This window comes from Billgrantia bachuensis (genome assembly GCF_011742165.1).
Lineage (GTDB): Bacteria > Pseudomonadota > Gammaproteobacteria > Pseudomonadales > Halomonadaceae > Halomonas > Halomonas bachuensis.
In genome coordinates, this window is the sequence record NZ_JAAQTO010000048.1 from 1 (window position 1) to 22,489 (window position 22,489).

Consider the following 22,489-nt stretch of genomic DNA (forward strand, 5'->3'; position numbering starts at 1 on the left):
CGAACTCAGCAGTGAAACCGCTCAGCGCCGATGGTAGTGTGGGGTCTCCCCATGCGAGAGTAGGTCATCGTCAGGCATCTATCCCAAAACCCCGAGTACGACAGTGCTCGGGGTTTTTTCATGGCATGGGGAGACCCGCTTTTTATCAGTGGGGCCGCTTCGCGGACCGGCCCCTCGCCGGCTCGGGGCGTTCGAGCACCCCGCGGCGGTGCCGCTAAGGGCCGGGCGCTCTCGCCCCCATGCGAGAGTAGCGGAGCGCCGCCCGCCGGATGGCCGGCCCGAACATCGTCAGGCACTTCTTCAGACACCCAGCTTCGAGAGAGGCTGGGTTTTCGTCGTTCAGGCCTACCCAAAGCCCCGAGTGCCAAAGCGCTCGGGGTTTTTCTTTGCCTGTCATTTCTCTTCGTACAGCTCAATGGGAGTGCCGTCCGGGTCGCTCAGGAAGGTGAAGCGGGATCCCGTTAGCGCATCGGTGCGAATAAGCTCGGGCCGTGCACCGCGTTCCTCGAGCACCTTCACGCAAGCGTCCAGATCGGTGGTGGCCAGGGCAAGGTGGCGCCAGCCACAGGCCTCGGGGTAGCTGAGACGTGCCGGGGGAGAGGGGAACGAAAAGAGTTCCAACTGGATACCGCCGGGGAGACGCAGGTCCAGCTTGTGGCTGTCGCGCTCTTCGCGATAGGTCTCATTGAGCACTTCTGCGCCCAGCACGTCGAGATAGAAACGCTTGGCGCGGGGGTAGTCGGCGGTGATCAGCGCGATGTGATGAACGCCCGACAGAGGGAGGGGAGCCGTGGGCATTGGGTGACCTCGAATGAGACGGGCGCCAAGCGGCGCCCGTGACAGAATCAGCGGCAGAGGAGTTCGAAGGCCTCGATCAGGCTGTCCATCTCGTCGTCGGTACCGATCGAGATGCGCAGGAAGTCGCGCAGTGACTCGGTGTTGAAGTGGCGCACCAGAATGCCGCGTTCACGCAGGCCGACGAACAGTTGGGCGGCATCGTGATGGGGGTGGCGGGCCAGGATGAAGTTGGCCTGCGAGGGCAGCACGTCGAAGCCGAGTTCCGTGAGTCGCCGTACGGTGCGCTCACGCGTGGTGATGACGCGCTCCCGGCAGGCATCGAAATGCGGCTTGTCTGCCAGCGAGGCGATGGCGAGCGCACTGGCCAGGCTGTCGATGGGGTAGGAGTTGAACGAGTCCTTGACCCGCTCGAGTCCTTCGATCAGCTCGCGAGAGCCGATGGCATAGCCCAGGCGCAGGCCGGCCAGGCTGCGCGATTTCGAGAAAGTGCCGGTCACCAGCAGGTTGGGGAAACGCTCGATCAGCGGTACGACGCTCTCACCGCCGAAGTCGACATAGGCCTCGTCGACCAGTACCACCTGATCAGTCAAGCGCTCGAGCAGGTTGGCTATGGCATTGCGAGAGTGCCCATGTGCTGTGGGCGCGTTGGGGTTGGCGAAGATGGCGCCGCCGCTGTCGTTGGTAAAGGCATCGAGGTCGACTTGCCACTCGCCGTCCAGCGGTAGGCTGCGTCTCTCGATGGCGTACAGCTTGCAATAGACCGGATAGAAGCTGTAGGTGATATCCGGCATCTCGAGTGGACGGTCATGGCAGAAAAAGGCCTGGAAGGCCAGTGCCAGCACTTCGTCGGAGCCGTTGCCGACGAAGACCTGTCCTACCTCGACGCCGTGTTCCCGGGCAAGCGCCTCGCGCAGGGCCAGAGACTGCGGGTCGGGATAGAGGCGCAGGTGATCGACCGGGTATTCGCGCAACGCCGCTTCCACGCCGGGTGCGGGCGGATAGGGATTCTCGTTGGTGTTCAGCTTGATCAACTTCTCGCGCGGTTGCTCTCCCGGTACGTAGGGCGTCAACTCGCGCACCGCCGGGCTCCAGAACTGGCTCATGAGGTCTCGTTTCTCGCAAGGACAGACTTTAGGCCATGTTGACCGGTGCGGGCTGACCGCGCAAGCCGGCGGCGTGCTAGCCTAGGCGCTTTCGCGTGAATAACGGAACCCGTTCATGACCGCCCAGATCATTGCCACTCTGCTGCCGGTATTCCTGATTGCCGGCTGTGGGACCCTCTATGGACGCTTTCGCACGCCCGACATCCGCAGCCTGAACACACTCAACATGGAAATCTTTGTGCCCATGCTGGTGTTCGCCGTACTGGCAGATCGACAGGCGCCGCTGGCGGAGTATGCCGGCCTGGCACTTGGAGCTGCCGTCGTGGTGCTGGGATCCGGTGTGGTGTTGTGGCCTTTGGTCAAGTTGCTCAAGCTCGAGCCCAAGACCTTTCTGCCGCCGATGATGTTCAACAATTCCGGCAACATGGGCATACCGCTACTGGTGCTGGCCTTCGGCGAGGCGGCTCTGCCCGCCGCGGTGGTCGTGTTCATCGTCGAAATGCTGCTGCACTTCTCGGTCGGCCTCTATATGTTGAGCCCGCATACGCCGCTGTGGCGGCTGCTGCGCATGCCGATCGTGTTGGCAAGCTTGGCGGGCCTGGGCGTCAACCTGGGAGGCGTACCGCTACCCGGCTGGCTGCTCGAGGCACTGCATATGCTGGGAGGCGTGTGTATTCCGCTGATGCTGTTTGCACTCGGCGTGCGCATGCTCGACATCGACTTTGGCGACTGGAAGACTGGCCTGCTTGGCGCCGTGCTATGCCCGCTCTCTGGTCTGCTGCTGGCCGTGCCGATGATCCTGTGGCTCGACCTGACGGGGCTGCAGGCGGCGGCACTGTGGGTATTTGCCGCGCTGCCTCCTGCCGTGCTCAACTATCTGGTAGCCGAGCAGTATCGCCAGGAGCCTCACAAGGTGGCTTCCCTGGTGCTGATCGGCAACCTGGGCAGTCTGATCGTGTTGCCTGTCGTACTGGCTCTGGTGTTCACGTACGTGCAGCCGGGGGCAGCCTGAAGGCGGCACGACAGGCAGGCGCAGTCGAGACTGTCTGCCAGCGTCCGAAGGGGTTATGCTGTGACATACGCTGACACACGGTACATGGCGACAAACCCATAGGTTAGGAGTGAACAAATGCAAGTAAGGACCCTGCTGGCTGGCTCGGCTATGCTGGCCTTCCTGGCCGGTTGTGCGGCCGGCCCGGCTGATGACCGTGCCGACATGGCAATGGACGATGCCGAAGTGGTTTATCAAGGCACCCTGCCTTGCCGCAACTGTGCGGGCATCGATCTGAACGTGACGCTGCGAGGTGACGAGCAGGCTGCGCTCGAGGAACGTACCTTCGACCTGCGTGCCAGCTACCAGGAGCATCCTCAGGAGCCGCCCGATGAAGAGTATTCAGGCAACTGGGAGGTACTCAGCGGTACGGCAGTCGATCCCGATGCCACCGTGTACGAGCTGACACCGGATGGCGAAGGGCAGATCTACTATTTCCTGCGCGTCGATGACCAGACGCTGGAACTGATCGACCCTCAGCGTCGTCGCTTCCAGAACAACGAAGCCCTGCAGCTGCAGCGCCAGTAACGTCTGGTTCCGACTGTAGCGAAGGCGGCCTGCGGGCCGCCTTCGCGCGTTTGGCTGGCCTGTTAGAATGGGCCGAACCGATGCCGTAGAGAGGCCAGCATGGCCAAAGCGAAGAGTGCCTTTGTCTGTACCGAGTGCGGGGCGGAGTATCGCAAGTGGCAGGGACAGTGTTCGAGCTGCCTGGAGTGGAACACCCTCAGCGAGGTGCGGTTGAGCGCATCCCGTCCGGGAGCAGCATCTGCGAGCGGCGCCGGGCGCGCGGGCTATGCCGGTAGCCTGTCGAGAGAGGTCGTGGACCTGGGCAGTGTCGACCTCACCACGGTGCCACGGCTCTCCTCTACCTTCGGTGAGTTCGATCGCGTGTTGGGTGGCGGCCTGGTACCGGGCTCGGCGGTGCTGCTCGGGGGGAACCCGGGGGCGGGAAAATCGACCCTGCTGCTGCAAACCGCCTGCAAGCTGGCCCAGGCGCGCAAGGTCCTGTACGTCACCGGGGAAGAGTCGCTCTCTCAAGTGGCAATGCGGGCGCATCGCCTGCAGTTGCCCACCCAGGGCCTCAAGATGCTGGCCGAGACCAGCGTCGAGACGGTGCTCGCCGTGGCCGAGCGTGAGCGACCCGAGATACTGATCATCGACTCGATCCAGACCATGCATCTGGAGGACATCGCCTCGGCGCCCGGCGGCGTGGCACAGGTGCGTGAGTCCGCTGCGGTGCTGACGCGCTTTGCCAAGCAGTCAAATACGGTGCTGCTGCTGGTGGGCCACGTGACTAAGGACGGCACCTTGGCCGGACCCAAGGTACTGGAGCATATGATCGATGCTTCGCTGCTGCTCGAGGGTGGTGCCGACTCACGCTTCCGCACCCTGCGCGGGCAGAAAAATCGCTTCGGCGCGGTCAATGAACTCGGCGTGTTCGCCATGCTCGAGCACGGCCTCAAGGAGGTGAAGAACCCCAGCGCCATCTTCCTCTCTCGCAGCGAGGAACAGGCATCGGGTAGCCTAGTGATGGTGGTCTGGGAGGGGACGCGCCCGCTGCTGGTGGAGGTACAGGCACTGCTCGACGAGTCGGCGCTGGGCAATCCGCGGCGGGTCGCGGTGGGCCTCGACCAGAATCGCCTGGCCATGCTGCTGGCGGTGCTGCATCGCCACGGCGGGCTGTTCACCGGTGACCAGGATGTATTCCTCAACGTCGTCGGTGGGGTCAAGGTGCTCGAGACCAGTGCCGACCTGGCCGTGCTACTCGCCGTGGTGTCGAGCTTGCAGAACCGTCCCCTGCCGCGGGAGCTGGTGGCCTTCGGCGAGGTCGGGCTTTCCGGTGAAATCCGCCCCGTGCCCAGTGGCCAGGAGCGCATCGTCGAGGCGGCCAAGCACGGCTTCACCCGGGCTATCGTGCCGCGGGCCAATGCGCCCAAGCGAGCGCCCGACGGCATGGAGGTCGTGGCCGTGGACAAGCTGGCCGATGCCCTCGAGGCGCTGTAAGGCATGGACGTCCCACTGCGGTAGAATGACGACTGAACTGCCAAGGAGAACGAGATGAGCGCGATTCGCCTGACTCAATACAGCCATGGTGCCGGCTGTGGCTGCAAGATTGCCCCTGACGTACTCGACAGTATCCTGGCCAAAGCCGGCCCTGGGGCAACCCATTCGCGTCTGATCGTGGGCAACCAGGGCCGCGAGGATGCGGCCGTGTACGACCTGGGTGATGGCCGCGGCATGATCGCCACTACCGACTTCTTCATGCCGATCGTCGACGATCCCTTCGACTTCGGCCGTATCGCCGCCACCAATGCCATCAGTGACGTCTACGCCATGGGCGGCAGACCGGTACTGGCGCTGGGCATCCTTGGTTGGCCGCTGGATAAATTGGGGCCGGAGATTGCCGGCGACGTGGTAGCCGGTGCCCAAGGCGTGTGCCGTGAGCTGGGTCTGGCACTGGCCGGTGGACACTCCATCGACGCGCCGGAGCCGATCTTCGGCCTGGCGGTCAACGGCCTGGTCGATCTCGAACACCTCAAGCTCAACAAGGGCGCCCAGGCAGGCGACCTGCTGTTCCTGACCAAGCCGCTGGGCGTCGGTTTCCTGACGACGGCTGAAAAACAGGGGCTGCTCGAGTCCGGCCATCAGAACTTGGCCCGCGAGACCATGCTCAAGCCCAACCAGATCGGTATGGCGCTGGCCAAGGTCAAGGGGGTCCATGCCATGACCGACGTCACCGGCTTCGGCCTGGCGGGCCATCTCACCGAGGTGTGCCAGGCCAGCGGCGTGGCCGCACGCATCGACTTCCGCCGCCTGCCGCGGCTGGCCGAGGCCGAAGCCTATCGGCGCCGAGGCGCGGTGCCCGGCGGAACCCATCGCAACCGCAACGCTCTGGGGGCGGCGCTCAAGGACATGGACGAACCGCACTGGCATTGGCTATGCGATCCGCAGACCTCCGGCGGACTGCTGCTCTCGGTGCACCCCTCCTGGGAGGACGATGTCGAGCGCATCGGCCGTGAGCATGGCATCGAACTGGTACCGTTCGGTGAAGTGATCAAGGCCGAAGGTCAGGCCCTGATCGAGGTGCGCGGGTGAATCTGCCCCTGATCGAGCCCGACCTCTCCCTGCTACGCCAGGGGCAACCGCTGATCGACGTGCGAGCGCCGGTGGAGTTCGCTCAGGGCGGCCTGCCCGGGGCGACCAACCTGCCGCTGATGGATGACGAAGAGCGTCGCCTGGTGGGCATCGAATACAAGCATCACGGCCAGCAGGCTGCCATCGAGCTGGGACAACGGCTGGTCAGCGGGGGGATCAGGGCGTCACGCATCGGTGCTTGGCGGAGTATGATCGAAGCGCACCCCGATGCGGTGATCTACTGCTATCGCGGCGGGCTGCGCTCGCAGATCGCCCAGCAGTGGCTGGCCGAGAGCGGTATTGAACGACCGCGCATCCGCGGCGGCTGGAAGGCGATGCGCCAAGCGCTGTGCCAGCACATCGACATGACGGCCGGGCAACCGCTGCTGGTGGTCGGTGGGCTGACCGGCTGCGCCAAGACGGCGCTGATCCAGGCACTGCCCAACGGGCTCGACCTTGAGGGCTGCGCCCGCCACAAGGGCTCGGCCTTCGGCAGACATCCGCTGCCGGCACCCAGCCAGATCGATTTCGAGCATGCCATGGGCTTGCGTCTACTGGAGCTATCCGGCCCGCTTGTGGTGGAGGACGAGTCGCGCCATATCGGTGCGGCCAATGTGCCGCTCACCTTCTGGCGGGCGATGGAGCGTGCTCCTCGGGTTCGGGTGGAGATGCCTCTCGACTGGCGTCTGGCGCAGATCCACAAGGACTATATCGACGATCTCTGGACGATCTATCACCAACAGTTCGGCGCGTGGCTGGGCTGGACGCTGATGCGCAAACAGCTCTCGAGTGCGCTGGCGCGATTGAAGAAGCGCCTGGGCCATGCCCGGCTGGCTCGTCTTCAGCGGCTGCAGCAGCTCGCCTTCCGCGAACACGAGCGAGGCAATCGCCAGGCCCATGAAGCCTGGCTCGCACCGTTGCTCACCGAGTACTACGACCCCATGTATCGTCATCAACTGGAAAAGCGTGATCCTGGGCGCTTCCTGCACGTCGGTGACTGGGACAGCTGCCTGGAAGCAGCAAGAGCGTGGTCGCAGGAGGCTGCGCAGCAGCCCGCCGGGCAACCTCAACTGGCCTGAAACTCCTCATGCCGGCGCGCTGCGTATCCACTGGCTGAGCAGGCGGTCGAGCAGCGGCGCCAGGTGGTCGAAGCGCCTGGCGTCGGCCAGAATGCTCTCGGCGGGCTGGGCATGGGGGCTGCTCTCACTGCCTTCCGGCCTCTCGCTGTTGGCCAGCAGTTCGTCCACGCCGGCTCGTGTGATTTCGAGATGACACAGCAGTCCCAGCGCCCGTCCGGCATCCCAGGCAAAGCCTTGTACCGGACTGCCGGGGCTGCCGCCCAGTGGCAGGGCGTCGTCGGGCAGGGCGAACACATCGCGATGCCACATGAAGGCGGTGAAGCGCTCCGGCAGGTCGAAGGGGCTCTCGGATGCCAGGGTTATCTCGTGCCAGCCAACCTCGGCAAAAGTGCCGCGGCCCACCGTGGCGCCAAGCTCGGCGGCAACCAACCTGGCGCCCATGCCGATGCCGAGTAGCGGCTTGTTGCCGTCCAGGGCTTTGGCAATCAGCTTGCGCTCGCGCTTGAGCCAGGGGTAGCGTTCATCGTCGAGGATGCCCATGGGACCATCGAGCAGGATCAATGCATCGCCGTCGGCCAGGCTGGGGGGCGCTTCGCCCGCATGGAGATGGAAGACGGTATGGCTGTGTCCCATGCTGGTCAGCCAGTCGGCGATCCGCCCCGGGCCGTGGTACGGGCTGTGCTGGAGAAGGTGAAAGTGCATGGCAACCTCGCCATTCAGGGTGATACGGAAAGGGGAGCGGCAGCGTACATGAAACCGGCACTGCGGGAACAGATCCTGACCGTCCTGGCCGCGATACCGCCGGGGCGGGTAACCACCTATGGCCGTATCGCCGCCATGACCGAGGGTGGCACACCGCGGCTGGTCGCGCGGGCGCTGCGCGAGCTTCCCGACGACCATAGCCTGCCCTGGTTTCGTGTCATCACTGCATCGCGCCGGGTGGCCGACCATCCCGGCAGCATGGAACAGCGCCAGCGGTTGATAGCCGAGGGGGTGTTCTTCGATGCGCGAGGGCGAGTGGCGCCGGAAGCGCTGTGGCCATGAGCCGACGACTTTCCCATGATGTTCATCTGACCGTCATTTCACCAGGAGTATCCATGAGTCAGCCAACAGGGGGCTTCCACCAGCGGCTCCAGGCGCTTGCGGCGCATCAACGACAGGCCTTCATGGCGGCGCTGTGCGAACGGTTGTTACCCAACTATGCGCTCTATGCACAGATGACAGGGGCCGGAAACCCGGCCGGGGTGAGAGCAATTCTCGACCTGGTATGGGAGCAGCTCAGCGTACGCGAGGCGCGTATCGACTTCGAGCGCCAGGCCGAGAAGCTCGCCGAGCTCGAGCCGCCGGCCGACGACGACAGCTTCGGTGCCCGCCGTGCCGTGGAAGTGGTGGTCGCCTTGGCTTCGCTGCTCGATACGCTGCGTGGCGAAGCTCCAGATGCCGTGCTCGAGGTCAGTCGTATCTCCAAGAGCGGCGTGCGGGCCTTCATTGAAATGACCGAGAGCGAGGAGGATGCCAGCAGGCTTTCGAAGCTGGTGCGGGAACATCCGCTCATGGCGGACGAGAACGACTTTCAGGATGCAGTGCTGGAAGCGGCAGAAAAGCCCCTCGACCGCGACGCACTCAAGGCGCTGCGGCGGCTAGGACGTAACGATGGGGTGAGCAACCTCGGGCTCGAGGCGGGGTAGGCGCTAGGTGGCCGCCGCCTAGAAGCGGACGCCTCCGATGACCATGGCGCCGGCAGTACCGAAGGCGATCAGGTCGGTCTCGAAGCGTCCCCATTGCAGGCCCAGGCTGGGCAGGGCGGCCGGCGCCGTGCCATGGCGGTTGAAGGGAATGTTGTCCTGATGTTCGCCACGGTAGCCGTGCAGCAGGCCAGCGGTCAGCTTGGCGCGTACGGTGATGTTGTCGTGCGGCTCCCATAACGGGAACTCACGGCCGGCATAGAGGTAGACGGCTTCCTGATCGAAGGAGTTGAGGAAGCGGGCGCCGCCGGCTAGCCAGCGCTGCGGGTTGTGCAGCTCGAGTCCGATCAGGTCTTGCCGGTTGTTGTGATCGGGCTCGGGATCGAAGTGGCGCGTGTAGAGACTGGTCTGCAGCAGCCCGTGATCGAGCTCGAGCAGCGGTGGCCAGATCGGGTTCTGTTCGGCCCGCAGCGCTGGTATTGCCAACATGAATGCGGCGAGAGCGATGAAGCTCCGATGCATGGCGTCCTTCCAGGAAACCCGCAAGATTCACTCTCCCTGGTCTCTGTTACAGACGCATCTCGATGCCGCGTTCGGCCATGTAGCGCTTGGCCTCGGGAATGGTGTACTCGCTGAAGTGGAAGATGCTGGCGGCGAGTACCGCGTCGGCGCCACCTTCTATCACGCCGTCCACCAGATGGTCGAGATTGCCGACGCCGCCCGAGGCGATCACCGGCACCGTCACGGCGTCGCTGATCGCACGGGTCACGCCGAGATCGAAACCGGCCTTGGTCCCGTCGCGATCCATGCTGGTCAGCAGCAGCTCGCCGGCACCGTATTCCACCATCCTCTTCGCCCACTCGACGGCGTCCAGCCCGGTGGGGCGTCGCCCGCCATGGGTGAAGATCTCCCAGCGAGGGGCCTCCCCCTCGGCCGAGACGCGTTTGGCATCGATGGCCACGACGATGCACTGGCTGCCGAAGCGCTCGGCGGCCTCGCGAACGAAGTCGGGGTTCGTCACCGCGGCGGTATTGATCGAAACCTTATCGGCGCCGGCGTTGAGCATGGTGCGGATATCGTCGCAGGTGCGTATGCCGCCGCCCACGGTCAGCGGAATGAACACCTCGCCGGCGATGCGCTCGACCATCTCGACCGTGGTTTCGCGATCCTCATGGCTGGCGGTGATATCGAGAAAGGTGATCTCGTCGGCGCCCTGCAGGTTGTAGCGCTGGGCGATCTCTACCGGGTCGCCGGCGTCGCGGATGCCGATGAAGTTGACGCCCTTGACCACCCGGCCGGCGTCGACGTCGAGACAGGGGATGATGCGCTTGGCCAGTCCCATGATTCAGCTCCCGGCTCGATCGAGCCCTGCAGTCAGTTGATCGCACAGCTTCTGGCCTTCGGCCACGTCGAGGCTGCCTTCGTAGATGGCGCGGCCGGTGATGGCGCCTAGGATACCCGGCTCGCCCGCTGCCACCAGCGCGCGCAGATCATCGAGATTGGTCACCCCGCCCGAGGCAATCACCGGCAGGCCGCCCTGGCGGGCGAGAGCCGCCGTGGCTTCGACGTTGACGCCGTTCATCATGCCGTCGCGGGCGATGTCGGTATAGACGATGCTGGAGACGCCGTCATCGGCGAAGCGTTTGGCAAGGTCCACCGCCTTCACCTGAGAGACCTCGGCCCAGCCGTCGGTGGCGACGAAGCCGTCACGGGCATCGAGGCCGACGATCACGTGGCCGGGAAAGGCGCGGCACATCTCGCCGACGAAATCCGGCTCCTTGACCGCCTTGGTGCCGATGATCACGTAGGAGACGCCAGCGGCGAGATAATGCTCGATGGTCTCGGCGCTGCGGATGCCCCCACCGATCTGGATGGGAAGCGTCGGCCAGCGCCGGGCAATGGCGGTCACCGCCTCGCCATTGATCGGCTTGCCTTCGAAGGCACCGTTGAGGTCGACCAGATGCAGCCGGCGCGCACCGGCCTCGACCCAGCGGGCGGCCATGGCCACCGGATCGTCACCGTAGGTGGTGGCATCGTCCATTCGCCCCTGCTTGAGGCGGACGCATTGGCCGTCCTTGAGATCGATGGCGGGTATTACCAGCATGTCGTTTCCTCTCTGGTGCGCACGGGGCACCGTGTTGTCGGGCGGCCTGGCCAGCAGCGTGCGATCGACGCGCCGCAGTGGCTGGTGCCGCGTCAGGGTGCCCAGGTGACGAAGTTTTCCAGCAGCTTGAGTCCGGCTCGGGAGCTCTTCTCCGGATGGAACTGCACGGCGAAGGTGGCATCGCGGCCCACGGCCACGTGAGCATCGATGCGTCCGTAGCGGGTGGTGCCGAACACGCAGGCGTCGTCTTCCGCCGCAACGTAGTAGCTGTGCACGAAGTAGAAGTGCTCATCCTGATCGATACCTTTCCAGAGCGGGTGCTCGTGGTGCTGGTGGACCAGGTTCCAGCCCATGTGGGGCACCTTGAGGCGCTGCTCGTGGTCGTCGACCATGTCGGTGGGAAAGCGCTTCACTTCGCCGGCCAGAAAGCCCAGGCAGGGGATGCCGCCGCTCTCCTCGCTGTGGTCGAGCAGCATCTGCTGGCCGACACAGATGCCCAGCAGCGGCTTGCTCTGTCTGGCCAGCAACTCCTGAACCAGCCCGCGCAGCTCGGTCTTCTCGAGTTCGCCCATGCAGTCGCGGATCGCCCCCTGGCCGGGCAGGACCAGGCGGGTAGCGCCCTGGATGCGGCGCGGGTCGCGAGTGATGACCACATGTTCATGGGTCACATGCTCCAGCGCCTTGGCAACCGAGTGCAGATTGCCCATTCCGTAGTCGATGACGGCAATGGTCATGGCGGCTCCTCTCAGGTTCGGTCGAAGGCGTTACAGGCAGCCCTTGGTGGACGGCATCTGACCGGCCATGCGCGGATCGGGCTCCACGGCCATGCGCAGTGCACGGCCGAAGGCCTTGAAGATGGTTTCCGCCTGATGGTGGGCATTGAAGCCCTTCAGGTTGTCGACATGCAGTGTGACACGAGCATGGTTGACGAAGCCCTGGAAGAATTCCCAGAACAGCTGGGTATCGAGGCGGCCGATGGTGGCGCGGGTGAACTCGACATTCATGAACAACCCCGGGCGACCGGAAAAGTCTATCACGACACGAGACAGCGCCTCGTCCAGCGGCACGTAGGCGTGACCGTAGCGATGGATGCCACGTTTGTCGCCGATGGCTTGCTCGAAGGCCTGGCCGAGGGTGATTCCGAGATCCTCGACGGTGTGATGATCGTCGATGTGCAGGTCGCCCACCGCCTTGATGTCCAAGTCGATCAGGCCATGGCGTGCCACCTGGTCCAGCATGTGGTCGAGGAAGGGAACGCCGGTCTCGCAGTTCAGCCGCCCCTCGCCGTCGAGGTTCACGGTGACCGTGATCTGGGTCTCCTTGGTATCACGGGTAACCGTGGCGATTCGCTCGGACATGTCGGACTCTCTCTGGCGCTGGTGCGCGTCGCGTGGTGTGGGCCCGGCATGGCCGCAGGCGGCTTCCGGGCGGGCAAGTCGCTGCGCTTGCCGTCATGTGGGTCGACCATTATAGAGAATCGTCCCCCCCATCCGCTACAATGCGCCCATTCACAGCGGCGGCTCCATGCCGCAGCCCACGGAGACCGCCATGCCGGTAACGCTTCATCTCGTAGACAAGGCCGTCTGGGCGTCCGACCCACAGGTGCGACACGATCTGCAGCGGATTTATGCCGATGCACCGGCCGAGCGCCTCGCCATGCCAGTGGATTCCTTTCTTCGCAAGCACCTCGAAGCCGGGCACTTCTTTGGCTGCGCACGCTTCAACGATCGCCTGCTAGGGGCGCTGGCAATAAGGATCGACGATCAGGCCTGGTGGCTTTCGGAGCTGTGTGTGCGCAAGACCACCCGACGGCGCGGCGTCGGCTCGCGGCTGCTGACTCTGGTCAGCGATGCGGCACGCACCGCGGGTAAGGAGCTGCGCACGCTCTCCTCGCAGCTTCCTGTCGCCGACCAGGTTCTGCTGACGCGCCTGGGGTATCGCCTGGATGTCACTGGCGACTATTTCGTATTAGCTCCACCGCTGCAAGGAGGCGGTAACACATGAAGCGACTGTTGCAGATGCTGCTGGCTGCCATCGGGGTACTCGGTGTCGTGGTGGCGGCGGCCGTGGTCTACGTCACGACCTTTCTCGACCCGGAGGACTTCAAGCCACGCCTGGTCGAGGTGGTGCGCGAGCAGAGTGGATTGGAGCTGACCCTGGACGGCCCGCTCTCCTGGTCGTTCTACCCGCGCCTGGGCGTGAGCGTGGAGCAAGCCGAAGGCCGCCTTCCGGAGCAGAGCGCCGAAGATCTGCCCTTCCTCGCCTTCGCCCATGCCGAGGTCAGCCTTGCCTTTGCACCATTGCTGCGCGGTGAGATCGCCATCGAAGGGCTGACACTCGACGGGATGCAGCTGCGCCTGGCTCGCGACGAGGAGGGGCGTGGAAACTGGGAAACCCTGTTGCAGCGCCTCGATGAGGGCCGCGAAGGCGCCGAGTCTGCGCTGGCACCGGCCAGCGCCGGGCCCAATCGGGAGAGCGGCAATCTGGCCGTGGCGCTCAACGTCGCCAGCGTGCAGGTGCGCAATGGCGCGGCGACCTACCGCGATCTGGCGTCGGGAACGGAGTGGCTGATCGAGGAGATCAACCTTTCTGGCACCAACGTCAATCCCCAGCGCGCCTTTCCATTCAAATCCTCCTTCAAGCTGAGATCGTATCCCTCTCTCGACTGGCGGGAACTGGAGCGTAGCCCGGCCTTGGCGAGCGATATTTCTTTCGAGGGGAGAATGCGGCTGGCCCTTGCCGAGCGCCGCTACGTGCTGGAGGGGCTGAAACTCAGTTCCGCAAGCCAGCTGGCAGGCATCGAGGGCAGGCAGCAGATCGACCTGAGCGGACAACAGCTCACCCTGGATCTATCGCAGCAGCGGCTGCAGCTGCAGGAGGGCCGGCTCGATGCCGGGTTGCAACACCCGGCTCTGGGTGAGAGCCCCGTGCCCTTGGCGCTGGCCATGGCCGTGGATGCCGATCTGGCCGAGAACACGGCACAGCTGCGCGACTTGCAGTTGACCGGGCCTGATGATCTGCGCCTGAGCGGGCATCTGAACCTCGCCGACCTCGAACAGTCGCCTACCTATAGCGGCCAGATCAGCATCGCGCCCTTCTCGCTGCGTCCATGGCTGTCACGCCTGGGCAAGATGCCCCAGATGGCGGACCCGCAGGCACTCTCCGACGTGGCCTTGACCAGCCCGGTGCAAGGCGATCTGGAGCATATCGAGCTGGCGGGCCTGACCATGGTGCTCGATGGCAGTACTTTCACCGGCAAGCTGAACGCCGGCTTCGACGGCAATCTGCTCAACTTCGAGCTGCAGGGCGACCGTCTCGACCTGGACCGCTACCTACCGCCGGCCGAGACCGTCGACCAGAATGCCGCGTGGGATGATTTTTTGGCCATCGACAAGGCCCATGCCGACGACACGGCCGAGTTGGTGCCCGCCGAGTGGCTGGCCCAACTGAACTTGAATGGGGCGCTGGACCTGGCGCAGTTGCGTCTGTCGGGGCTCGACTTCACCGAGGTGGGGGTGGCCATGTCCGGCGGGGATGGCCGGCAGCGCCTCGAACGCTTCCGCTCGGTCTTCTATGATGGCGAGCTGAGCGCCAGCGGAGCTCTCGACCTGACCCGCGAGCCGATTCGCTGGCAGCTCAACCCCAGCCTTGAGCGGGTACGCCTGGAGCCGCTGCTTCAGGCGCTGAGCGGGGACGACAGCCCAGCGCCTCTACGTGGTCGGCTCACGCTCGGCGGCGAACTCGAGACGCGCGGCAACAGTTGGCCGACGCTCAAGCGCAATCTCAACGGACGTTTGGCGGGACAGATCGACGAGGGAGCCATACTCGACGTCAATGTGTCACGAGAACTGTGCTCCTTGGCGGCTGCGATCGAGGGGCGCGAGACGAGCCGCGACTGGAGTGCCGATACGCGCTTCGAACGCGCCGAAGCGAGCCTGCGCATCACCGATGGCGTTGCCCGCAGTGAAGATATCCTGGTCCTGGTTCCCGGCATCGAGCTGGGCGGCACCGGCGAGCTGGACCTGGGCAGCGAGCGTTTCGACCTGCGTACCGCTGCTCGCTTCGTCGATGGTGCGGATGCCGCCTGCCCGGTCAATCAGCGTCTGGAGCGCGTGCCGCTGCCGGTGCGCTGTAGCGGTGAGCTGTCCGGCGACAGTGGTGAATGGTGTCGCTTCGATCGAGAGGCGTTTCAGGCGACGCTGGCCGAGCTGCTGCGCGACGAAGCCTCCCGGCGCGCCGGCGATGAGCTGGAAGAGCGCCTTGAGCGCCCCCTCGAGAAGCTCGAAGAGCGTCTGGGCGAAGGAGCCGGTCGGGAACTTCGCGACACTCTGCGTGGTCTGTTGAATTGATGACCCAACAAGCCAGTCTCTGCGCCGACTCACAGTCGGCGCTTTTTTGTGTCACGTCTGCGTGAAGGTGGTTCATGCGCGAAATGCCTGAGCCGGTTCTTGAAGCCGCCGAATTCCAGCGCCGCCTGCTGGACTGGTTCGATCGTCATGGTCGCCACGACCTGCCCTGGCAGCGCGAGCGTACACCCTACCGAGTCTGGGTTTCCGAAATCATGCTGCAGCAGACCCAGGTAGCGACCGTGATTCCCTATTTCGAGCGCTTCATGGGCCGCTTCCCTACGCTTGCCGAGCTCGCCGAGGCCTCTCAGGACGAGGTGCTGCATCTGTGGACCGGACTCGGCTACTACGCCCGCGGGCGCAACCTGCACAAGGCGGCGCAGCGGGTAATGGCCGAGCACGGCGGCGAACTGCCGGTGGCAAGCCTCGACGCCCTGGCAGGGTTGCCCGGCATCGGCCGTTCAACCGCCGGGGCGATCATAGCCCAGAGCACCGACCAGCGGGCGGTGATCCTGGATGGCAACGTCAAGCGCAGCCTGTCGCGGTTGCACGCCGTGGAAGGCTGGCCGGGGCGGCCAGCGGTGGAGCGCAGGCTGTGGGCGCTGGCTGAGCATTACACGCCCGAACATCGCGTAGCCGACCACACCCAGGCGATGATGGACCTCGGCGCCACCCTGTGCCGGCGTGGAACGCCCGAGTGCAGTCGCTGCCCATTCGTCGACGTCTGCGTGGCCCACGCTCGCGGCGAGCCGCGCCGCTTTCCCGAATCCAAGCCCAAGAAGGCATTGCCGACACGCACCACGCTGATGCTGGTGTTGCAGGATAGCGAGGGCCGGGTGCTGCTCGAACAACGCCCGGCCAGTGGGCTGTGGGGCGGCCTGTGGGGCCTGCCTCAGTTCGACGACCTGGCAGCGCTGCGTGCCTGGCTCGACGCGCACGTACCCGGGGCGGCGCTCCAGCCGCACTGGCCGGCCTTCAGCCACACCTTCAGCCACTTCAGGCTAGAGATCACGCCGCAACCGGCGCGGGTCGGCGGGCTGGATTCGGTCGGCGAGGCACGATGCTGGTACGATCCAGGCAATCCCGGGCGCATCGGTCTGGCGGCGCCGGTGAAATCGCTGCTGGTCTCGCTCGCTCCGTTTGCCCTGGCTGCACCTGAGGGGGCTTGAGCGCCCGGCCATCTACTAAATCAGGAGATCACATGAGCCAGACCGTTTTCTGTCGCAAGTACCAGCAAGAGCTAGAAGCGCTGCCGTTCCCGCCGCTGCCGGGGAAGAAAGGCCAGGATATCCAGGCCAGCGTGTCGAAGCGCGCCTGGGAGGAGTGGCAGGCGCTGCAGACCCGACTGATCAACGAGAAGCACCTCAACATGCTCGATCCCGAGGCCCGCGCCTACCTCAACGAGCAGATGGAGCTCTTCCTCGACAATCGCGAAACCGACCAGGCGGAGGGCTACGTACCGCCCGAGCGCTAGCCCGAACGGCACCGGCTGGGCCGCGGCATCTGCATGAAACGAAAGGCTTGACGCTGCAAGGCTGATCTTGTTTAATACGCACCGTTGGCAGCGGCCAGATAGCTCAGTCGGTAGAGCAGGGGATTGAAAATCCCCGTGTCGGCGGTTCGATTCCGTCTCTGGCCACCAATCTGCTGGGGTATCGCCAAGTGGTAAGGCACCGGTTTTTGGTATCGGCATTCCCAGGTTCGAATCCTGGTACCCCAGCCACGCCAACCCTATCCGATCTGCAATTCGCCTGGATCGGTCCCGAGCCGGCATAGCTCAGTTGGTAGAGCAACTGACTTGTAATCAGTAGGTCCCGGGTTCGACTCCTGGTGCCGGCACCATCCTGACACAGGATGCGATTCGGAAAGTCCGCGACTTGCAGACATTTAGAACCGCCTCGATGGGCGGTTTTTTCGTTTCCAGCGCAAGTGCTACGCCGACTCGGCAGGCCGAAAGCCCGGAACCCCTTCGCTTCGCTGCTCGCTCAGCCGGGAGGGATCGGCGGCTTGGGAAACGGCGGGACATCACGAGGCCGTTTCTTGTTTGGCTCATCTTCGGGACGAGGGGGCTGCTGGGGCTGATGCTCGTCCGGTGGAGGATCAGGCTCCCCCGGACCTTCATCCGGGCGGGGCGGTTGCCGGGGCTGCTCTTCCTCCGATAAACGCGTCGCGGTCCTTGCGTAGCTCGAGGTCATGTCCGGTACTCCTCAATCTCTCAGTGGCAGCCCTCAAGGTAGCCTATCCTCGGCTCAATGCTTCTGGGCAAGGTTCATCAGGTAGAGAGCGCCTGCCAGTGCCAGCACTGACAGCGCCAGATAGATGGCCTCCAGGGGCGTCTGGAAGCGAATATCCACGACGGCGCGGAAAAATTCGATGATCACCGCGAGGATGACGACTCGGGCGATCTTGTCCTTGAGCTGATCGAAGGACTGGACGTTGAAGGGGTGTCCCGTGGCGTGCTCTTCGGCCTGCTCGATGGGTGAAACGAACAGCCGGTAGACGCCGAGGCCGAAGATCAGCAGCACGATTGCCACCAGGTAGATGTCCACGGCCATGACCACGCTGGGCACGACGGTGTCGTGGATGTCTGGCCCGGCCCCGACGAGATAATACCCGGCAGTGGCGAGAACCAGCTTGAGGATGTCCATGGTGCCGATGATGAAAAGCGCCAGGGCAGCCGCCAGGCTGGGGATGACGGCAAGCAGTACGAGGAAGCGGCTGCTCCATAGCAAGCGTTCGAAACGCCGCTCCCAGCTGCCTTGAGGAGGCGTTGGCGGTGTCTGCGGCATGGCAGGGTCTCCTGGCTGATGAAACAGGGAGCGGAGCGAGGTGGTGACGAACCAGAGCTCAATGGAGGCACTAATGTAACAAGGCGAGCCAGGCCGATGCCATGTCGAACGCAGCACTCTTGAAAGCGCAGCGCATCGCCACCACATCAACGCTGCAAAGGTCTCCCTGAGGCCTTCCCCTCCACGGCTGCACGCCGTTGCACGAGTTGGGACTGAAACTGATCACGGATACACAGGAGGTGATTGGATGACAGTACAGACTTCGTCCAACCGTAAGCTGAAACAGGCTACAGATTACGCCGTTACCGACACCATGGCTGCCCAGGTCGACAGCGTGCTCGATCGCATGCGCGACTCCTATCCTACCCGGCTCGCCAAGCCGCTCGACACGCTCTGGCTGGAGCGCCAGGAGGGCGTGGTGCGTGGTAGCACCGACGAGGGACCGTTGAGCCAGGCGCAACTCGATGAGTTCGAGCGCAAGGGCTTCCTGTTCGAGCCCGATTTCGTCAGCGGTGAGGAGCTCGACGAGCTGCGTCGGGAACTGAGCGAGCTGCTCAATCGCGACGACTTCCGCGGTCGCGACTTCAGCATCACCGAGCCCGACAGCCAGGAGATCCGCTCGCTGTTTGCGGTGCATTACCTGTCCGAGCGCTTCGCCGCCCTGGCACGTGACGAACGCTTGGTGGGCCGGGTGCGCCAGATTCTCGGCGGCGACGCCTACGTGCATCAGTCGAGGATCAACTACAAGCCGGGCTTCGAGGGCAAGGGCTTCAGTTGGCACTCCGACTTCGAGACCTGGCACGCCGAGGATGGCATGCCGGCCATGCACGCCGTCAGCGCCTCGATCGTGCTGACCGACAACCATGAGTTCAATGGCCCGCTGATGCTGATTCCCGGCTCGCACAGGGTCTTCGTGCCGTGCCTGGGCGAGACGCCGGACGATCATCACCGTCAGTCGCTGAAGCGCCAGGAGTTCGGCGTGCCCGGACGTGAGGCGCTGCGTGAGCTGGTCGCGCGCCATGGCATCGAGGCGCCGAAAGGCGCCGCGGGCGGCCTGTTGTTGTTCGACTGCAACACGTTGCACGGCTCCAACGCCAACATGTCGCCGGATCCGCGCAGCAATGTCTTCTTCGTCTACAACCGGCGTGACAATGCTTGTGTGGAGCCCTTCGCCGCACGCCGTCGGCGTCCCAGCTTCCTGGCCCATAAGCCGGACGAGACGTGGGCGCCGCAAGGCTGATCTCGTCGTTGGGCTGCGGACGACTGGATGGAACAGAGCGTGTGGTGAGGTAGACTATTAGGCTTGTCGCCGAGATGCGGACGCCTAACGAGAAGGAGAAGACCCGCCATGCGCTTTGTCCCCCGTTTCACCGATGGCCAGGCGTTTTCCCACCCGCTTGGCAAGATCGTCTGCGTCGGTCGCAACTACGCCGATCACGCCAAGGAACTGAACAACCCGATACCCAGCGAGCCGCTGCTGTTCATCAAGCCGGCGACCAGTGCGGCCAGCTTCGATGCGCCCATCGAAGCCCCGTTCTCGCGTGGCGAAGTGCACTACGAGGCCGAGCTGGCGCTGCTGATCGGCGAACGGCTCAGCCACGCAACTCCCGGCGAGGCCGAGCGAGCCATTGTCGGCATCGGCCTTGCCCTCGACCTGACCCTGCGCGACTTGCAGGCGCGCCTAAAGGAGAAGGGCCATCCCTGGGAGGTGGCCAAAGCCTTCGACGGCGCCTGTCCATTGACCGATTTCCTGCCCCTCGATCGAGTGCCGAACTGGAGCGCCTTGAGCTTCGAGCTGGAGATCAACGGCGAACTACGTCAGCACGGCGAAGGTGCCGACATGCTGTTCTCGATCCCCACCCTGGTCGCCGAAATGAGCCGTCACTTCACCCTCGAACCCGGCGACGTGGTGCTGACCGGCACGCCTGCGGGCGTCGGTGAGCTGCAGCGTGGTGCTACCCTGCGTCTGACCCTGACCGGCGGGCTGGAGGTCAGCGGCCGAGTGGCGGAGTAGCGCCCCAACCGACCTTCGATCCCAGCAAAACGCCCCCTCGGCCTGGCCGAGGGGGCGTTTCGCCATGCTGCGAGCGTGCCGCTCACTCCAGGTAGGTATAGCCCTGCAGACCGGCAGAGAGGTCGTCGAGAAAGTGTGCCTGCTCCTCGGCGGAGAGGCCGCTCTCCTGCAGCTGGCCGGCGAGTCGGTCGCGCAGCACCTTGGCGTCGAAGTTGACGTAGGCGAGCACGTCGGAAACCCGGTCGCCCTGCTGGGCGTGGCTCAGTACCCAGTCGCCATTCTCGTCGAGAGCGGCATCGACGGAGTCGGTATCGCCGAACAGATTGTGCAGGTCGCCAAGAATCTCCTGGTAGGCACCGACCAGGAAGAAGCCCAGCAGGCGCTCCTCGTCTTCGCGCCACTCCGGCAGCGGCAGGGTGGTCTCCACGCCCTGGCCGTCGACGTAGCCGTCGATGCGGCCATCGCTGTCGCAGGTGATGTCCTGGATCACGCCGCGGCGAGTGGGCTCACGGTTGAGTCCGGTCAGCGGCAGCACCGGGAAGATCTGGTCGATGCCCCAGACGTCGGGGACCGACTGGAACAGCGAGAAGTTGACGAACAGCTTGTCGGCGAGCTTCTCGGCGAGTTCGTCGATGATCTCGCGGTGGGCGCGGTTGCGGCTGTCGAGGCGTTCGCGCAGGCGGGCACAGGCGGCGAAGTAGACGCCCTCTGCCTCGGCGCGCACGGTGATGTCGGCCAACCCCATGATGAAGCGATCATGCATCTCGCTCATTGCCTGGAGCAGGTCGTGCCAGGCCTCCACCAGCTCGCGCGGCTCCACCGAGTCGCCCAGCAGGTCGTGAACCCGCCACAGCTCGTCGAGCTGAGGGTCATCCTCGGCCAGACGCTCGGGGGCCTCGTCGTTGACCCGCTCCTCGCCGATCACGTTGGCGATCAATACGGCATGATGGGCGGTGAGGGCGCGTCCCGATTCGCTGATCAGGTGGGGGTGGGGGATCTCCGCCTCGGCGCAGGCCTGAGCGAAGGCGCTGACCACGTTGCGCGCATACTCGCGCATGGAGTAGTTGATCGAGCAGAAGCTGCGCGAGCGCGTGCCCTCGTAGTCGATGCCCAGCCCGCCGCCGACGTCGACGGTGTCGATCGGCGCACCCAGCGCCAGCAGGCTCTGGTAGAAGCGTGCGCACTCGCGAAGGCCGAATTGGATGTCGCGGATGTTGGCGATCTGCGAACCCAGGTGGAAGTGCACCAGTTGCAGGCTGGCCAGCGAACCGGCCTCGCGCAGACGCTCCACCACGGCCAGCATCTGCGCGGCGGTAAGGCCGAACTTGGACTTCTCGCCGCCAGTGTCCTGCCACTTGCCCATGCCCACCGAGGCCAGGCGCGCACGCAGGCCGATGCGCGGGGTGACGCCGAGACTCTCGGCCTCCTCCAGGATCAGCGGCAGCTCGGAGAACTTCTCCACCACCAGGTAGACGCGGTGGCCGAGCTTTTCGCCCATCAGCGCCAGGCGGATGTATTCGCGGTCCTTGTAGCCGTTGCACACGATCAGCGAAGGACCATCGGCGGAGAGCGCCAGCACGGCCAGCAGCTCCGGCTTGCTGCCGGCCTCGAGACCGACCCGGCCGTGGCCGCGCTCGCGGGTGGCGAGAATCTCCTCGACCACGCGGCGCTGCTGGTTGACCTTGATCGGGTAGACGGCGGTGTAGCCGCCGATGTACTCCTCCTCGGTCATGGCCAGGTCGAAGGCCTCGCAAAGCTGCTCGACGCGGTCGTGCAGAATATCGCTGAAGCGTACCAGCACCGGCAGACGCAGGCCGGCCTCGCGCAGCTGATCCACCAGCGGGGCCAGCGGCAAGGCAGGACCTTCGGCCTCGCTACCGAGCGGGCGCACCAGGGCGTGGCCGCTGTCGTCGACGTCGAAGTAGCCGCTGCCCCACTGGTCGATGTTCCAGGTACGGCGCGCCCGCTGGGCGGGGCCGGAGGCAGCTCCCATGGATAGGCTCATGTATTGCTCGCTTCAGGCAGGGGCAGAGCGCCATGTTTCAGGCGTGCCGTGAGAATGGTATGGAACTGCGCCGGGTCGTGCGGCGTCAGGTCGTGGGCCGGCGGGTCAACATAGACCACCAGCAGGCGCGAGAGCCAGTAGCGCAGGGCTGTCATGCGCAGCATCGTCGGCCACACCTCGCGCTCGTCTGCGGTCAGCGGGCGGCGGGCCTGGTAGGCGCGCAGGATGGCATCGTGGCGTTCGCGGTCCAACTGTCCCTCGGGGCCCGATGCCCAGTCGTTGATCACGATGGCCAGATCGAACAGCAAATCACCGGTACAGCCATTGTAGAAATCGATGATGCCCCCCAGACGGTCGCCCTCGAACAGGGTGTTGTCGCG

24 protein-coding genes, 3 tRNA genes and 1 rRNA gene are annotated in these 22,489 nt (G+C 64.9%); 17 read left to right on the plus strand and 11 right to left on the minus strand.

Annotated elements, in window-relative coordinates:
* Positions 1–76: ribosomal RNA gene (rrf, locus tag HBJ55_RS22745) — 5S ribosomal RNA — on the plus strand; the annotation flags it as partial.
* Between the two features lie 317 nt (positions 77–393).
* On the opposite strand, the gene gloA2 is transcribed toward rrf, so the two are convergent.
* Both gloA2 and hisC read right to left on the minus strand, forming a co-directional pair.
* Positions 394–798 carry an SMU1112c/YaeR family gloxylase I-like metalloprotein gene (gene gloA2, locus HBJ55_RS16695; RefSeq protein ID WP_167117520.1) on the minus strand — a complete coding sequence of 135 codons (405 nt, stop codon included), beginning with the start codon at positions 796–798 and terminating at the stop codon, positions 394–396.
* Positions 799–845: 47 nt separating this feature from the next.
* Positions 846–1,901, minus strand: a complete 1,056-nt coding sequence (gene hisC, locus HBJ55_RS16700) for a histidinol-phosphate transaminase (RefSeq protein ID WP_167117523.1) — start codon at positions 1,899–1,901, stop codon at positions 846–848.
* A gap of 115 nt (positions 1,902–2,016) precedes the next feature.
* Between hisC and HBJ55_RS16705 the strand changes: the two genes are divergently transcribed.
* The 5 genes from HBJ55_RS16705 to mnmH all read left to right on the plus strand — a co-directional run bounded on the left by HBJ55_RS16705 (position 2,017) and on the right by mnmH (position 7,166).
* Positions 2,017–2,913 (plus strand): AEC family transporter, encoded by an 897-nt coding sequence (locus tag HBJ55_RS16705; RefSeq protein WP_167117525.1) that lies wholly within the window; start codon positions 2,017–2,019, stop codon positions 2,911–2,913.
* A gap of 117 nt (positions 2,914–3,030) precedes the next feature.
* Positions 3,031–3,480, plus strand: coding sequence for a copper resistance protein NlpE N-terminal domain-containing protein (locus HBJ55_RS16710; protein WP_167117528.1), 450 nt, complete (start codon positions 3,031–3,033; stop codon positions 3,478–3,480).
* Positions 3,481–3,579: 99 nt separating this feature from the next.
* Positions 3,580–4,956 carry a DNA repair protein RadA gene (radA, locus tag HBJ55_RS16715; RefSeq protein WP_167117531.1) on the plus strand — a complete coding sequence of 459 codons (1,377 nt, stop codon included), beginning with the start codon at positions 3,580–3,582 and terminating at the stop codon, positions 4,954–4,956.
* Between the two features lie 54 nt (positions 4,957–5,010).
* Entirely contained in the window at positions 5,011–6,048 is a 1,038-nt protein-coding gene (gene selD / locus HBJ55_RS16720; protein ID WP_167117534.1) for a selenide, water dikinase SelD, read from the plus strand.
* Entirely contained in the window at positions 6,045–7,166 is a 1,122-nt protein-coding gene (mnmH, locus tag HBJ55_RS16725; RefSeq protein WP_167117537.1) for a tRNA 2-selenouridine(34) synthase MnmH, read from the plus strand. Before selD ends, mnmH begins: the two co-directional genes overlap by 4 nt.
* A gap of 6 nt (positions 7,167–7,172) precedes the next feature.
* On the opposite strand, the gene HBJ55_RS16730 is transcribed toward mnmH, so the two are convergent.
* The gene (locus HBJ55_RS16730) at positions 7,173–7,868 is read right to left on the minus strand and encodes a type 1 glutamine amidotransferase (RefSeq protein WP_167117540.1); all 696 of its coding nucleotides are present in this window, start codon (positions 7,866–7,868) and stop codon (positions 7,173–7,175) included.
* A 48-nt stretch (positions 7,869–7,916) separates the two neighbouring features.
* Between HBJ55_RS16730 and HBJ55_RS16735 the strand changes: the two genes are divergently transcribed.
* Together HBJ55_RS16735 and HBJ55_RS16740 are read left to right on the plus strand one after the other, a co-directional pair.
* Positions 7,917–8,210, plus strand: coding sequence for an MGMT family protein (locus tag HBJ55_RS16735; RefSeq protein WP_167117542.1), 294 nt, complete (start codon positions 7,917–7,919; stop codon positions 8,208–8,210).
* A gap of 53 nt (positions 8,211–8,263) precedes the next feature.
* A complete protein-coding gene (locus tag HBJ55_RS16740) occupies positions 8,264–8,854 on the plus strand; it encodes a YjaG family protein (RefSeq protein WP_167117545.1) in 591 nt (196 codons plus the stop codon).
* An 18-nt stretch (positions 8,855–8,872) separates the two neighbouring features.
* Here the strand turns inward: HBJ55_RS16740 and HBJ55_RS16745 are convergent, their stop codons facing one another.
* The 5 genes from HBJ55_RS16745 to hisB form a co-directional block, all read right to left on the minus strand.
* On the minus strand, positions 8,873–9,373 hold the full coding sequence (locus HBJ55_RS16745) for a hypothetical protein (protein WP_206022727.1): 501 nt from the start codon (positions 9,371–9,373) through the stop codon (positions 8,873–8,875).
* Positions 9,374–9,419: 46 nt separating this feature from the next.
* Positions 9,420–10,193 (minus strand): imidazole glycerol phosphate synthase subunit HisF, encoded by a 774-nt coding sequence (gene hisF, locus HBJ55_RS16750; RefSeq protein WP_167117551.1) that lies wholly within the window; start codon positions 10,191–10,193, stop codon positions 9,420–9,422.
* Between the two features lie 3 nt (positions 10,194–10,196).
* A complete protein-coding gene (gene hisA / locus HBJ55_RS16755) occupies positions 10,197–10,955 on the minus strand; it encodes a 1-(5-phosphoribosyl)-5-[(5-phosphoribosylamino)methylideneamino]imidazole-4-carboxamide isomerase (RefSeq protein ID WP_167117554.1) in 759 nt (252 codons plus the stop codon).
* A gap of 92 nt (positions 10,956–11,047) precedes the next feature.
* Complete coding sequence (gene hisH / locus HBJ55_RS16760; protein WP_167117557.1) at positions 11,048–11,689, minus strand: imidazole glycerol phosphate synthase subunit HisH; 642 nt, start codon at positions 11,687–11,689, stop codon at positions 11,048–11,050.
* Between the two features lie 30 nt (positions 11,690–11,719).
* Positions 11,720–12,313, minus strand: coding sequence for an imidazoleglycerol-phosphate dehydratase HisB (gene hisB / locus HBJ55_RS16765; protein ID WP_167117559.1), 594 nt, complete (start codon positions 12,311–12,313; stop codon positions 11,720–11,722).
* A gap of 190 nt (positions 12,314–12,503) precedes the next feature.
* On the opposite strand from hisB, the gene HBJ55_RS16770 reads away from it, so the two are divergent.
* The 7 genes from HBJ55_RS16770 (at position 12,504) to HBJ55_RS16800 (ending at position 17,143) form a co-directional block, all read left to right on the plus strand.
* Entirely contained in the window at positions 12,504–12,959 is a 456-nt protein-coding gene (locus HBJ55_RS16770; RefSeq protein WP_167117586.1) for an acetyl-CoA sensor PanZ family protein, read from the plus strand.
* On the plus strand, positions 12,956–15,304 hold the full coding sequence (locus HBJ55_RS16775) for an AsmA family protein (protein WP_167117562.1): 2,349 nt from the start codon (positions 12,956–12,958) through the stop codon (positions 15,302–15,304). The genes HBJ55_RS16770 and HBJ55_RS16775 overlap by 4 nt, the downstream gene beginning before the upstream one ends.
* A 74-nt stretch (positions 15,305–15,378) precedes the next feature.
* Positions 15,379–16,470, plus strand: coding sequence for an A/G-specific adenine glycosylase (mutY, locus tag HBJ55_RS16780; RefSeq protein WP_167117565.1), 1,092 nt, complete (start codon positions 15,379–15,381; stop codon positions 16,468–16,470).
* A gap of 32 nt (positions 16,471–16,502) precedes the next feature.
* A complete protein-coding gene (locus HBJ55_RS16785) occupies positions 16,503–16,775 on the plus strand; it encodes an oxidative damage protection protein (protein ID WP_167117568.1) in 273 nt (90 codons plus the stop codon).
* A gap of 92 nt (positions 16,776–16,867) precedes the next feature.
* Positions 16,868–16,943: transfer RNA gene (locus HBJ55_RS16790), tRNA-Phe, on the plus strand.
* 6 nt (positions 16,944–16,949) lie between these two features.
* Positions 16,950–17,024 (plus strand) — tRNA-Gln (locus HBJ55_RS16795).
* Positions 17,025–17,067: 43 nt separating this feature from the next.
* Positions 17,068–17,143, plus strand: a tRNA-Thr gene (locus HBJ55_RS16800).
* 407 nt (positions 17,144–17,550) lie between these two features.
* On the opposite strand, the gene HBJ55_RS16805 is transcribed toward HBJ55_RS16800, so the two are convergent.
* The gene (locus HBJ55_RS16805) at positions 17,551–18,090 is read right to left on the minus strand and encodes a YqhA family protein (protein WP_167117571.1); all 540 of its coding nucleotides are present in this window, start codon (positions 18,088–18,090) and stop codon (positions 17,551–17,553) included.
* A 247-nt stretch (positions 18,091–18,337) separates the two neighbouring features.
* Between HBJ55_RS16805 and thpD the strand changes: the two genes are divergently transcribed.
* Entirely contained in the window at positions 18,338–19,330 is a 993-nt protein-coding gene (gene thpD / locus HBJ55_RS16810; protein ID WP_167117574.1) for an ectoine hydroxylase, read from the plus strand.
* A 108-nt stretch (positions 19,331–19,438) separates the two neighbouring features.
* Complete coding sequence (locus HBJ55_RS16815) at positions 19,439–20,104, plus strand: fumarylacetoacetate hydrolase family protein (RefSeq protein WP_167117577.1); 666 nt, start codon at positions 19,439–19,441, stop codon at positions 20,102–20,104.
* Between the two features lie 82 nt (positions 20,105–20,186).
* On the opposite strand, the gene speA is transcribed toward HBJ55_RS16815, so the two are convergent.
* The gene (speA, locus tag HBJ55_RS16820) at positions 20,187–22,109 is read right to left on the minus strand and encodes a biosynthetic arginine decarboxylase (RefSeq protein WP_167117580.1); all 1,923 of its coding nucleotides are present in this window, start codon (positions 22,107–22,109) and stop codon (positions 20,187–20,189) included.
* Positions 22,106–22,489, minus strand: a 384-nt coding sequence (locus tag HBJ55_RS16825) for a phosphotransferase (protein WP_167117583.1), incomplete at its 5' end; no start/stop codon positions are given. The genes HBJ55_RS16825 and speA, both read right to left, overlap by 4 nt.